This window comes from Nonomuraea sp. NBC_00507, from assembly GCF_036013525.1.
Taxonomy (GTDB): Bacteria; Actinomycetota; Actinomycetes; order Streptosporangiales; family Streptosporangiaceae; genus Nonomuraea.
On sequence record NZ_CP107853.1, the window covers coordinates 2,365,030 to 2,376,343 of the forward strand.

At 69.9% G+C, this 11,314-nt stretch carries 12 protein-coding genes and 1 pseudogene; 7 read left to right on the forward strand and 6 right to left on the reverse strand.

What is annotated here, in order from left to right; translation table 11 throughout:
• Positions 1-6 precede the first annotated feature (6 nt).
• Genes pdhA through OHA25_RS12045 form a run of 3 tightly spaced genes read left to right on the forward strand, consistent with a single transcriptional unit; the run spans position 7 to position 3,546 of the window.
• Positions 7-1,098: a pyruvate dehydrogenase (acetyl-transferring) E1 component subunit alpha gene (gene pdhA / locus OHA25_RS12035; RefSeq protein ID WP_327587642.1), complete on the forward strand. Its 1,092-nt coding sequence runs from the start codon at positions 7-9 to the stop codon at positions 1,096-1,098.
• Positions 1,095-2,075, forward strand: coding sequence for an alpha-ketoacid dehydrogenase subunit beta (locus tag OHA25_RS12040; protein ID WP_327587643.1), 981 nt, complete (start codon positions 1,095-1,097; stop codon positions 2,073-2,075). The genes pdhA and OHA25_RS12040 overlap by 4 nt, the downstream gene beginning before the upstream one ends.
• Before the next feature lie 13 nt (positions 2,076-2,088).
• Positions 2,089-3,546: a dihydrolipoamide acetyltransferase family protein gene (locus OHA25_RS12045; RefSeq protein ID WP_327587644.1), complete on the forward strand. Its 1,458-nt coding sequence runs from the start codon at positions 2,089-2,091 to the stop codon at positions 3,544-3,546.
• A gap of 41 nt (positions 3,547-3,587) precedes the next feature.
• Here the strand turns inward: OHA25_RS12045 and OHA25_RS12050 are convergent, their stop codons facing one another.
• Genes OHA25_RS12050 through OHA25_RS12060 form a run of 3 tightly spaced genes read right to left on the reverse strand, consistent with a single transcriptional unit; the run spans position 3,588 to position 6,411 of the window.
• On the reverse strand, positions 3,588-4,763 hold the full coding sequence (locus OHA25_RS12050; protein ID WP_327587645.1) for an adenylosuccinate synthetase: 1,176 nt from the start codon (positions 4,761-4,763) through the stop codon (positions 3,588-3,590).
• Positions 4,760-5,662 (reverse strand): hypothetical protein, encoded by a 903-nt coding sequence (locus tag OHA25_RS12055; RefSeq protein WP_327587646.1) that lies wholly within the window; start codon positions 5,660-5,662, stop codon positions 4,760-4,762. The genes OHA25_RS12050 and OHA25_RS12055 overlap by 4 nt, the downstream gene beginning before the upstream one ends.
• A 17-nt stretch (positions 5,663-5,679) precedes the next feature.
• Entirely contained in the window at positions 5,680-6,411 is a 732-nt protein-coding gene (locus OHA25_RS12060) for an NUDIX hydrolase (protein WP_327587647.1), read from the reverse strand.
• Positions 6,412-6,493: 82 nt separating this feature from the next.
• On the opposite strand from OHA25_RS12060, the gene OHA25_RS12065 reads away from it, so the two are divergent.
• Positions 6,494-6,787 (forward strand): Dabb family protein, encoded by a 294-nt coding sequence (locus tag OHA25_RS12065; RefSeq protein WP_327587648.1) that lies wholly within the window; start codon positions 6,494-6,496, stop codon positions 6,785-6,787.
• Here OHA25_RS12065 and OHA25_RS12070 read toward each other — a convergent pair.
• Together OHA25_RS12070 and OHA25_RS12075 are read right to left on the reverse strand one after the other, a co-directional pair.
• Positions 6,784-7,047, reverse strand: coding sequence for a hypothetical protein (locus OHA25_RS12070; protein ID WP_305923165.1), 264 nt, complete (start codon positions 7,045-7,047; stop codon positions 6,784-6,786). The two genes, OHA25_RS12065 and OHA25_RS12070, sit on opposite strands and share 4 nt — an antisense overlap.
• A gap of 85 nt (positions 7,048-7,132) precedes the next feature.
• Complete coding sequence (locus OHA25_RS12075; RefSeq protein WP_327587649.1) at positions 7,133-8,938, reverse strand: acyl-CoA dehydrogenase; 1,806 nt, start codon at positions 8,936-8,938, stop codon at positions 7,133-7,135.
• Between the two features lie 103 nt (positions 8,939-9,041).
• Between OHA25_RS12075 and OHA25_RS12080 the strand changes: the two genes are divergently transcribed.
• Positions 9,042-9,839 (forward strand): class I SAM-dependent methyltransferase, encoded by a 798-nt coding sequence (locus tag OHA25_RS12080; RefSeq protein WP_327587650.1) that lies wholly within the window; start codon positions 9,042-9,044, stop codon positions 9,837-9,839.
• A gap of 42 nt (positions 9,840-9,881) precedes the next feature.
• Positions 9,882-10,268 carry a VOC family protein gene (locus OHA25_RS12085; protein ID WP_327587651.1) on the forward strand — a complete coding sequence of 129 codons (387 nt, stop codon included), beginning with the start codon at positions 9,882-9,884 and terminating at the stop codon, positions 10,266-10,268.
• 13 nt (positions 10,269-10,281) lie between these two features.
• Here the strand turns inward: OHA25_RS12085 and OHA25_RS12090 are convergent, their stop codons facing one another.
• Complete coding sequence (locus tag OHA25_RS12090; protein ID WP_327587652.1) at positions 10,282-10,731, reverse strand: hypothetical protein; 450 nt, start codon at positions 10,729-10,731, stop codon at positions 10,282-10,284.
• Positions 10,732-10,821: 90 nt separating this feature from the next.
• Between OHA25_RS12090 and OHA25_RS12095 the strand changes: the two are divergent.
• Positions 10,822-11,235: pseudogene (locus OHA25_RS12095) on the forward strand (GNAT family N-acetyltransferase); the annotation flags it as partial.
• Positions 11,236-11,314: the final 79 nt, after the last annotated feature.

An 11,314-nucleotide genomic window follows, 5' to 3' on the forward strand; every position in this document is an offset into this window, starting at 1 on the left:
GACCTCATGACAGTCGACGCCTCTCGTGGTGCTGAAGCACCTCCGGAGCTCGTCCAGCTGCTCACCCCCGAGGGAGAGCGGGTCGAGCATCCCGACTACGACATCGACCTGACCCCGGAGGACGTCCGGTCGCTCTACCGCGACCTGGTGCTCGTCCGCCGCATCGACCTGGAAGCCGTGGCGCTGCAGCGCCAAGGTGAGCTGGGCATCTGGGCCTCGCTGCTCGGCCAGGAGGCGGCCCAGATCGGCTCAGGGCGTGCGCTCACCGACGTGGACATGGCCTTCCCCACTTACCGCGAGCACGGCGTGGCGTGGTGCCGCGACGTGGACCCGGTGAAGTTGCTCGGCCTGTTCAGGGGCGTCAACCACGGCGGCTGGGACCCGCAGGAGCACAACTTCCACCTCTACACGATCGTGATCGGCAGCCAGACGCTGCACGCGGTCGGGTACGCGATGGGCATCCAGCGCGATGACGCCAATGCCGCCACGATCGTCTACTTCGGCGACGGCGCCACCTCGCAGGGCGATGTGAACGAGTCGTTCATCTGGGCGAGCGTGTTCAACGCGCCGATCGTGTTCTTCTGCCAGAACAACCAGTGGGCCATCTCCGAGCCGTTGGAGAAGCAGACCCGCATCCCGCTCTACCGCCGCGCGTCCGGCTTCGGCTTCCCGGGGGTCCGGGTGGACGGCAACGACGTGTTCGCGTGCCTGGCGGTCACCCGCAAGGCGCTGGAGGCGGCACGTACCGGGCAGGGGCCGACGCTGATCGAGGCGTTCACGTACCGGATGGGCGCGCACACCACCACCGACGACCCCACGCGTTACCGCGTGGCCAGCGAGCTGGAGGCGTGGAAGCTCAAGGACCCGATCGAGCGGGTGAAGGCTTACCTGTTCAAGAACGAGCTGGCCGACCAGGCGTTCTTCGACTCGGTGGACGGCGAGGCCGGCCAGCTGGGCGCCGACCTGCGCCGGCGCTGCCTGGCGATGCCGGACCCCCAGCCGCTCGACATCTTCGACCACGTCTACAGCGAGCCCCACGCTCTGATCGACCAGGAGCGCGCCCAGTTCGCCGCGTACTTGGAAGGTTTCGAGCGATGACCGTACTCAGCCTGTCCAAGGCGCTCAACGAGGGCATGCGCAAGGCCATGGAGGACGACCCCAAGGTTCTCATCATGGGTGAGGACGTCGGCAAGCTGGGCGGCGTCTTCCGGGTCACCGACGGCCTGCAGAAGGACTTCGGCGAGGACCGGGTCATCGACACGCCGCTGGCCGAGTCCGGCATCATCGGCACCGCGATCGGGCTGGCGCTGCGCGGTTACCGGCCGGTGTGCGAGATCCAGTTCGACGGCTTCGTCTTCCCGGCCGCCGACCAGATCATCACTCAGCTGGCCAAGATGCCGATGCGGTCGCTGGGAGCGATCAAGCTGCCGGTGGTCGTCCGCATCCCGTGCGGTGGCGGCATCGGCGCGGTCGAGCACCACAGCGAGTCCCCAGAGGCGTACTTCACCCACACCGCCGGGCTGCGTGTCGTCGCCTGCTCCAACCCGGCGGACGCGTACACCATGATCCAGCAGTCCATCCGCAGCGACGACCCGGTCCTGTTCTTCGAGCCGAAGCGTCGCTACTGGGAGAAGGCCGACATCGACACCACGTCCACCGACTGGTGGACGCCGCTGCACGCGGCCAAGGTGGTGCGGCAGGGGGCCGATGTGACGCTGCTGGCGTACGGGCCCATGGTCAAGACGTGCCTGGAGGCGGCCGCGGCCGCCGAGGAGGAGGGGCGTTCGCTGGAGGTCGTCGACCTGCGCTCGCTCAACCCGCTGGACGAGCCGGTGGTCTTGGAGTCCGTACGCCGGACCGGCCGGGTCGTGGTCGTCCACGAGGCGCCCGTGAACAGCGGGTTCGGGGCCGAGCTCGCGGCCAGGATCACCGAGCAGTGCTTCTACCACCTGGAGGCCCCCGTCCTGCGGGTCGGCGGCTTCTCCACCCCCTACCCCCCGTCGAAGCTGGAAGAGCACTACCTGCCCGACCTGGACCGGGTGCTCGACGCCGTCGACCGCGCCTTCGGGTACTGAGAGGGGGCTGGGCATGCGACGCGAGTTCAAACTCCCGGACGTCGGGGAGGGCCTGACCGAGGCCGAGATCGTCCGCTGGCACGTCAAGGCGGGCGATGACGTCAAGGTCAACCAGATCGTCGTGGAGATCGAGACGGCCAAGTCCATCGTCGAGCTGCCGATCCCGTGGGACGGGGTGGTGGCCGGCCTGCTGGCCGAGGAGGGCCAGACGGTCGACGTGGGCGTCCCGATCATCGCCGTCGACACCGCCGAGGAGGGCGGCGCCCCTCCAGGCGCCACGGCGCCCAAGGGCACAGAGACCGCCGACCGTGGCGCCGCCGGTGCCGCCGGCCGGGCCCAGGCGCTGGCCGACGACATGGTCCCGAAGCCCCCGGCGGAAGGCGCCGTGGAGCCCGGCGCCCACGGCAGCCCGGCCCCCAAGGAGGAGCGCCAGTCCGTCCTGGTCGGCTACGGCGTCAAAACGGGCGCGACGAAACGCCGCCCCCGCAAACGCCCTCCGACCGGCACCGCGCCGGCGGGACCGGCAGCGCCGGCGGGACCAGCAGCACTGGGAGGACCGGCAGCGCCGGAGGGACCGGCGGCGCCGGGAGCGCCTGGCCGGGTAGCGGTACTGGCGAAGCCACCAGTCCGAAAGCTGGCCAAGGACCTGGGCGTGGACCTCACCACGATCACCGGCACGGGCCCGCAGGGCTCGATCACCCGTGAGGACGTCCACACGGCGGCAGAGGCGCCGGAAGCAGCCCGTGCAGCCGTACCCGAAGGTCCGCTGCCGCGGGAGGAGCGCATCCCCATCAAGGGCGTGCGCAAGATGACCGCCCAGGCCATGGTCACCAGCGCCTACACCGCCCCGCACGTCACCGAGTTCCTCCAGATCGACGTGACGAGGACCATGGAGGCCGTCCGGCGCCTGCGGGCCCTCCCCGACTTCGCCGACGTCAAGATCTCCCCGCTGCTCGTGGTGGCCAAGGCGGTGCTGACGGCCACCGGACGGCACCCCATGATCAACTCTTCGTGGGACGAGGAGGCCCAGGAGATCGTCATCAAGCACTACGTGAACCTGGGGATCGCCGCCGCCACCCCCAGGGGCCTGGTGGTGCCCAACATCAAGAACGCCCACACCCTGTCGCTCCCCGGCCTGGCCCAGCACCTGGCCCAGCTGACGGAGACGGCCAGGGCAGGCCGCACCCAGCCCGCCGAGATGGCCGGCGGCACGATCACGATCACCAACGTTGGCGTGTTCGGCGTGGACACCGGCACCCCCATCCTGAACCCTGGCGAGGCCGCGATCCTGGCCTTCGGCCAGATCAGGGACATGCCGTGGGTGGTGGACGGCGAGCTGGCGGTCCGCAAGGTGACGACGTTGTCGCTCTCCTTCGACCACCGGATCGTGGACGGCGAGCTGGGCTCGCTGTTCCTGCGCGACGTGGGCGCGATGCTCGAGGACCCGCTCGCCATCCTCGCCTGGAGCTGAGCGGGAGACGGTGACCGCCGGGAGGACCCCTCTCCCGGCGATCACCGCGGGCCCGGCACGAGAGCACGTTTGCTCTCCGCGGTGGGCCCGTGCGATGCGATCCACACGGGCGCTCCCATGACGTCTGAGACAGCGGAGACCCAGTCTGATACACCGTCTTCGAAAATCGGCCGCGCCCGCATCATCCGCGCGGTCCGCTCCTCGTCCCGCGCGAAAGAGACCGGGGGATCGTAGGCGACGCACATCCGTGAGACCGGCACGTCGAGGTGGGTGAGCGCCAGGAGGTCCACCCCGCCGGCCGCCTCGGCGGCGTACCGGTGCGCGACCGCGTCGAAGTGCCCCGACCGGAACGGCCCCTGCCACGGCCCGGTCACGTTGTGCGGCTCGGGCGGATCCAGCGCCAGGTCCTCGGTCACCAGCGGCCCGGGCCCGTGCCTGGTCGTGTACGTCCGCAGCACTCCCAGCCGCACCGCCCCCACCCCGCCGAGCAGCTCTTCCGCGTTGTCGAACGTGGTCGTGCTCCACGTCGTGTACGGGTCGAACCCCCAGTTCTCATCCAGCAGCACCCCCTGAGCCCCTTCGAAGACGACCGGCCCCGACGCGACCAGCCGCCCCGCGAAGGACGAGTCCACGAGCCGCACCCGCTCCTGGAAGGCCCGATAGGCGGCCACGCAGTCCTCCACAGGTGGCCCCTGCACGCCGAGCGACTCCCGCAGGACCCGCAGCTTGCGCTCCAGCACCCTGGGCGGATCCCCGGCACGCGGCGCCTGTGGGCCCTGCTCCAGCCAGTACGCCATCACCTCCCCGACACCCATCCCGCACGACCCGTGCCGCTCCTGCCCGCGCGCCAGCTCCCGCCGCCGCCCGGCTTCGACGTGGTACGGCGTCGCGAGCAACGCGTCCCGATCCACCGTGATCAACGAGAACGGATCCGGCACCCCCAGCAGCTCCAAATGCGCCGCCTCCGCCGCCAACGCCGGCGGATCGACCACCACGAACCTCGACAGATGCGTCGGCACCCCGCGTAACGTCCCCGCCCCGAATTGGGCGAACGTGTGGTGCCGCCCATCGGGCAGCACCACGTTGTGCCCGGCCTGGGCACCGCCGTTGAAGCGCACCACCGCCCGCACGTCCCGCGTGGCGCACAGCCAGTCCACGACGGTGCCCTTGCCGGCGTCGCCGTACCCGAGGTCGACGACGATGACGTGCTCACTCATCTCCGCCGCCGCGGTTCCCGGCCGAGTGCCCGCGACACCGACCCGCCCGCGCCCGAGCCCAGCTCGGACAGGTGATTCAGCCCTTCGTCCAGATCGATGGCGTCCTCGCCAAGCCCGATGGTGAGCGCGATGGTCTCGCACACGGCGCCGAGGTCGTCGAGCTCCAGCACGTTCTGGCCGAGCAGGTGCCGCCAGATGCCGAGGACGTCGCGGTCGCCGGCGTGGCTGGCCCCGCGTGGCACGACGAAGTACGTGTCGTACTTCGTCAGGAGCTCGTCGGCGATCTGCTCGACAGGCATGCGCCCCGGCACGCGGTCACCGATGACGTCCCTGGCCGCCCGCGCGGACAGCCGCAGGTAGGGCATCTCGTCGCCGATGATGAACAGGTAGCCGCGCTTGCCGCGCTTCTCGAAGCAGTCGATCGAGGTGTGCCTGGCCATGAAGTACATGGCCAGCTCGTACGACTCCCGCTTCTGCCCGCCGCCCCCGCCCTCCAGCAGGATCATCCCGAGCTGGTCGTCCATCCGGTTGTCGGACTCGAACTGCCCGATCTGCAGCGGCGCCCGGTCGCAGGTGGCGTCGCCGATCGCGCCGAACATGATCTGTGGGTCGGTGGCGTACCCCTTGCGCCGCAGCAACCCGAGCAGGTCGGGCAGCTTGCTCTGCAGGATGCGGGGCACCCGCCCCATGGATCCCGTGACGTCGAACAGGACCGCGACGGCCAGCGAGTCGGGGTGCTCGGCGGAGTCGCGGCTCTCGCGGGTGACGCCGTAGGGGTCGAGGTCGGGATGGGTGGTCATGGCGCCCTCGTCGCTGTAGGCGAAGGCGCTGCGGCCGCAGGCCGCGCGGTAACGGGCGGCCGAGGTGTAGATGTCCGCGGACCAGATTCCGCTGCCCATGGTCTATCTCCTTAAGGTCATCGGATTTCCTCCTCGCGCGCCGGTCGCAGCAGCGCGGGGTGGAGCAGCCGCGCGTCGCCGGCGCGGTAGAGCTTGGCGCGCGGCCCGCCCTTGGGGCCGCCCGTCTCGGTGGTCTGTCCCGTGCCCTCGACGAACCCGGGCACGGACAGGACCTTGCGGTGGAAGTTGCCCGCGTGCAGCGGCGTGCCCCACACGGTCTCGTAGATCAGCCGCAGGTCGGAGATGGTGAACAGCTCGCCTGCGAACGCCGTGGCCAGCGGCGTGTACTCCAGCTTCGACCGGGCCCGCTCGACCCCGTCGGTCAGGATGCGGGCGTGGTCGAAGGCCAGCGGCGGCACGTCGTCCACCGGCTGCCAGACGGCCGCCGCCGCGTCGGTGCCGGCCTGCGGGTCGGGCAGGTCGGGGGCGAAGGCGAGGTAGGAGATCGACACCACGCGCATCCGCGGATCCCGCCCTGGACTGCCGTAGCTGGCGAGCTGCTCGAGGTGCGCCGGCCTGGTGGCCACGCCGGTCTCCTCGGCCAGCTCCCGCACCGCCGCCTCGGCCAGGTCCTCGTCGGGCCTGATGAACCCGCCGGGCAGCGCCCACACCCCCGCGTACGGCTCCACGCCCCGCTCGACGATCAGGACGTGCAGCCGCCGGTCGCGGATGGTCAGCGCCACCACGTCGACCGTCACCGCGACCGGGGCGTAGAGCCGCGGGTTGTAGTCGGCCAGGAAGTCCTCCACGCGCGCACGTCCTTCTCATTCTGAGTCAATCTCAATCTGAGAATAACTCTCCCTATGAAGGGATGTCGATAGTGTTTGCCGCATGATTCGCCACATCGTGCTGTTCACATGGACCGACGACGCGACCGACGAGCAGAAGGCCGCGGTGACGGCCGAGCTGCGCAAGCTGCCCGCCGCCATCCCGCAGCTGCGCTCCTACACGGTGGGCCCGGACGCCGGCATCAACCAGGGCAACCACGACTACGCGGTGGTGGCCGACTTCGACAGCGTCGAGGACTACCTGGTCTACCGCGACCACCCGCAGCACCAGGCCGTGATCGCCCAGCACATCAAGCCCATCCTGGCGACGCGGGCGGCCGCGCAGCTGAGCGTCTAGATCTCCGGCGGGTTGTTCTCCCGGTGCATGAGCCTGTCGTCGGAGGTGCGGCCCCGCCTCGGGGCCAGCACGACGCTCAGCACGATGCCCACGCCACCGACGATCATGAAGATGATTCCGACCACGTCCATGTGGACCGCTGGTCCGAACACGTCGGGCTCGATCGCGAACCTCAGGATGGCGCCGAGCGTGAGGAAGAAGATGCTGACCCCGACACCCATGACGACCTCCAGGCAAATGGCGAGTATGCCGACGGTCATACCCGCGTAACGGTGATCACACCCATCAGGCCGGACACGAAGAACGCCCACACAAGTGCGGGCGTTCTATGGGTGCGACCGGGTTCTAGAAGGCCTCTTCGGGCAGCTCCATGAGCTCCTGGCCGGTGGAGGTGAGCACGCGCCGCTCGGCGGTCAGCCGGGGCAGCACGGTCTTGGCGAAGAACGAGGCCGCGCCGATCTTGCCGAGGTAGAACGGGTCCTCGCCGTCGCCCAGCTTGGCCAGCGCCACCTCGGCCTGGCGCAGGAGCAGCCAGCCGATCACCAGGTCGCCCAGCGCCAGCAGGAACCTGGTGGTGTTGAGGCCGACCTTGTAGACCTCGGCCGGGTTGTCCAGCGAGCCGAGCGCCCAGCCCGCCATGGTGTCGCCCATGGTCTTGACCTCGGCGGCGGCCTCGGCCAGCAGCTTGCGCTCCTCCTTGAGCCGGCCGTTGCCCGCGTCGGAGCCGGCGAACTCGTTGATCTCGCCGAGCAGCGAGCCGACCGCCGCGCCCTGGTTACGCAGGATCTTCCTGAAGAACAGGTCGAGACCCTGGATCGCGGTCGTGCCCTCGTACAGGGAGTCGATCTTGGCGTCGCGGATGTACTGCTCGATCGGGTAGTCCTGCAGGTAGCCCGAGCCGCCCAGGGTCTGCAGCGAACGGGAGAGCAGCTCGTACGACCGCTCCGAGCCGACGCCCTTGACGATCGGCAGCAGCAGGTCGTTCATGTCCTGCGCGTGCCGGTCGTCCGGGTCGATCAGGATCGTGTCCTGGAACGTGGCCGTGTAGAGCACCAGGGCCCGCATGCCCTCCGCGTACGCCTTCTGCAGCATGAGCTCGCGCCGTACGTCCGGGTGGTGGGTGGTGGTCACCCGCGGGGCGCTCTTGTCGGTCATCCTCGTCAGGTCCGCGCCCTGGACCCGGTTCTTGGCGTACTCGAGGGCGTTCAGGTAACCGGTGGACAGCGTGGCGATGGCCTTGGTGCCGACCATCATGCGCGCGTGCTCGATCACCATGAACATCTGCTTGATGCCCTCGTGCACCTCGCCGACCAGCCAGCCGACCGCCGGGTGCTTCTCGCCGAAGGTCAGCTCGCAGGTCGTGGAGACCTTCAGCCCCATCTTCTTCTCGACGTTCGTGACGTAGACGCCGTTGCGCTCGCCGAGCTCGCCGGTCTCCAGGTCCACGTGGAACTTCGGCACCAGGAACATCGACAGCCCCTTGGTGCCGGGACCGTGGCCCTCGGGGCGGGCCAGGACCAGGTGGAAGATGTTCTCCGTCATGTCATGCTCGGCGCTGGTGATGAAGCGCTTGACGCCCTCGATGTGCCAGCTGCCGTCGGGCTGCCGCACCGCCTTGGCCCGCCCGGCGCCCACGTCCGAGCCGGCGTCCGGCTCGGTGAGCACCATGGTGGCGCCCCAGTCGCGCTCGATGGCCAGCTCGGCGAAGCGCTTCTGCTCCGGGGTGCCCATCTTCCACAGCGTGTAGGCGAAGTTGGGGCCCGCCCCGTACATGTAGAGCGCCGGGTTCGCGCCCAGCACCATCTCGGCCGTCGCCCAGGCCAGGCTCCGCGGGATGCCCGGGCCGCCGAGCTCGGTGGGCAGGTCGAGGTGCGCCCAGCCGCCGTCGACCAGCGCCTTGTACGACTTCTTGAAGCCCTCGGGGATCTCGACACTGCCGGTCGCCGGGTCGAAGACGGGCGGGTGCCTGTCGCCTTCCTCGAAGGAGTCGGCGAGGACCCCTGTGGCCAGCCTGTTGACCTCTTCGAGGATGCTGCGCGCGACATCCTCGTCCACTTCCGCAAAGGGCCCTGTGCCGAGGATCTCGCGTCGCCCGAAGACCTCGAAGAGGTTGAATTCCAGGTCGCGAACATTGCTCTTGTAGTGGCCCATGGGTGTAGATCTCCTTGAACCGGGGGCGTCTGTACTGGTGAGTAACCTTACTCTGCAATGCTACCCGCGGGTAACCCCCGTCATGCATGGCATGCTCGTCTCCATGGACGCCGAAGAACTCGCCGCCAGATGGCGAGAGCGACTGGAATCCTGGGCAATCCCCGAGGAGATCCTGGCCAAGGCACCCGCGGATCCGTGGAGTCATTCGCCGGAGCGGTTCGGCACACGCACCGACAGGGCGCTGGCCGAGCCCGACGACGGGCCCACCATGACCCGGCTCGCCGAGGCCCTGCCCGACCAGGGCACGCTCCTCGACGTGGGGTCGGGAGCCGGCGCTTCGTCGTTGCCGTTGGGCGGGCGCATCGGCCACCTCTACGCGGTGGACACCTCGGCGCCCATGCTGGAGGGGCTCACGCTCAGGGCGGACAAACTCGGCGTGCCGGTCACGACGGTCGAGGGCCGCTGGCCGGACGTGGCGGACCGGGTGCCGGTCGTTGACGCGTCCATCTCCGCCCACGTGGTCTACAACGTCCCGGACCTGGCCGACTTCCTGCGGGCGCTCGACGCGCGCACGCGCGGCCGGGTGGTGCTGGAGCTGCCGCATCGCCATCCCATGAGCTGGATGACGCCGCTGTGGGAGCACTTCCATGGGGTGAGCAGGCCGGTGCGGCCGATCGCGGAGGACTGCGTGGCGCTGGCGGCGGCGCTCGGCTACCCCGTGCAGGTGGAGGAGCGGGAGGCTCCTCTGGAACGTTTTACGACGCTGGAGGAGCTGGCGGAGAGCGCGTGCCGGCGGGTGTGCCTCGATCCGTCCAGGGCGGCGGAAGTGGCGGAGACGGTGCTGGAGCTCGGCATGTGGCCGGTGCCCCGGGACCGGTGGGTCACCGTTTGGTGGGACTGACACCACCTTGACGTTTTCGGTGGTGTCCGGTTGGGTGGCGGCATGATCGAGATCCATGCCGTCACCATTGACGCCGCCGACCCGTACGAGATCGCCGGCTGGTGGAGCAAGGCCACCGGGCTGCCCCTGGGAGAGGGCGACAAGCCGGGCGACGACGAGGTGATGCTGCGGACCGAACGCGATCCGTTCCTGCTGTTCATCCGCGTGCCCGAAGGCAAGACCGTGAAGAACCGGCTGCACCTCGACGTCAACGGGACCGAAGGACGGACCAGGGACGAAGAGGTGGAGCGGCTGGTCGGGCTGGGGGCGACCGTCTATGACGACCGTCGCCAGCCCGATGGCAGCGGCTGGGTGACGATGCTCGACCCCGAGGGCAACGAGTTCTGCGTGTGCCGGAGCCAGGCCGAGCGGGAGGCGGCGACCGCCTGATGACGGGTGCGGGTCACCGGGCGGAGCGCGCCCGGCCCTGCATCGTGAGCGTCAGGATGCCGGCGATCAGGTAGACCAGCGCGCCGTGCCACAGCGCGTCCACGGCCGAGCCGAACACCCCTTCGCCGTCCAGCACCAGCTGCACCGGGTAGTCCAGCACCGCCGTGATGCCCGCGGGCAGCAGCGCGAACTTCCACGGATGCCGCAGCGACCACACGCGGGCCTGGCGGGTCACCCGGTCGCCCTCGTTCGGCTTGGACACCGCCCCGATCGCGGCGATCAGGGCGAACAGGCTGATGCCGAGGCCCAGCGCCCACACCAGATCGCCAGTGCCCGTGAGCGCCCCCAGGCCGAAGCTGACCGCGCTCACCGCGCCGCCGCCGATGGCGGCGGCCTTCCAAGGGGCGCCACGCAGGGCGGCGCCCGAAAGCGAGACCTCATCGCGTCGACTGATTTCGTTCATGTGACGTTCCTCCATAGGGAAATCGTGCCTTTTGGGATCCCTTGGGGGCATCGGGGAAGGACCCTGAGCTGTCCCTGACATGATTCAGACATGCAGGAAATCGACATTGTGCCTCTTGGCGTGGGGGATCAGGCGCGGCTGCGCGAGGTGCGGCTGAGGGCTCTCCGGGACACCCCGGACGCCTTCTGGGCCACCTATGAGAGCGAGGCCGCGTTCCCGGCGGAGAAATGGGCTGAGTGGCTGAGAGACCCGCATGCACAGTGGTGGGTGGCCGCGACCGGCGACGGCGTGGACGTGGGGCTCTTGTGCGGGCGCCTGGAGGAGTCCGGGGTCCATCTGGTGTCCATGTGGGTGGCGCCGGAGGCGAGGGGCGCGGGCGTGGGCTCCCGGCTGGTCGACGAGGCCGTCGCCTGGGCCCGTGCCGCCGGGGCCGCGGAGGTGCGGCTCTGGGTCGTGGACGCCAACCACGCCGCCCGCGCGCTTTACGCCCGCAAGGGATTCGTGCCGAGCGGGAAGGTCGGCGTGATCACACGGGAGTCCGGGCCCGACCTCCCGGAGTCGCAGTACGTGCTGTCCCTGCTCT

What these genes read in the sequence shown, in the direction of transcription:
- OHA25_RS12045 (WP_327587644.1), top strand. Translation starts at nt 2,089, where the DNA reads ATGCGACGCGAGTTCAAACTCCCGGACGTCGGGGAGGGCCTGACCGAG.
- OHA25_RS12070 (WP_305923165.1), bottom strand. Translation starts at nt 7,047, where the DNA reads ATGACCGTCGGCATACTCGCCATTTGCCTGGAGGTCGTCATGGGTGTC.
- OHA25_RS12040 (WP_327587643.1), top strand. Translation starts at nt 1,095, where the DNA reads ATGACCGTACTCAGCCTGTCCAAGGCGCTCAACGAGGGCATGCGCAAG.
- OHA25_RS12080 (WP_327587650.1), top strand. Translation starts at nt 9,042, where the DNA reads ATGGACGCCGAAGAACTCGCCGCCAGATGGCGAGAGCGACTGGAATCC.
- OHA25_RS12055 (WP_327587646.1), bottom strand. Translation starts at nt 5,662, where the DNA reads ATGGGCAGCGGAATCTGGTCCGCGGACATCTACACCTCGGCCGCCCGT.
- OHA25_RS12090 (WP_327587652.1), bottom strand. Translation starts at nt 10,731, where the DNA reads ATGAACGAAATCAGTCGACGCGATGAGGTCTCGCTTTCGGGCGCCGCC.
- OHA25_RS12065 (WP_327587648.1), top strand. Translation starts at nt 6,494, where the DNA reads ATGATTCGCCACATCGTGCTGTTCACATGGACCGACGACGCGACCGAC.
- pdhA (WP_327587642.1), top strand. Translation starts at nt 7, where the DNA reads ATGACAGTCGACGCCTCTCGTGGTGCTGAAGCACCTCCGGAGCTCGTC.
- OHA25_RS12075 (WP_327587649.1), bottom strand. Translation starts at nt 8,938, where the DNA reads ATGGGCCACTACAAGAGCAATGTTCGCGACCTGGAATTCAACCTCTTC.
- OHA25_RS12050 (WP_327587645.1), bottom strand. Translation starts at nt 4,763, where the DNA reads ATGAGTGAGCACGTCATCGTCGTCGACCTCGGGTACGGCGACGCCGGC.
- OHA25_RS12085 (WP_327587651.1), top strand. Translation starts at nt 9,882, where the DNA reads ATGATCGAGATCCATGCCGTCACCATTGACGCCGCCGACCCGTACGAG.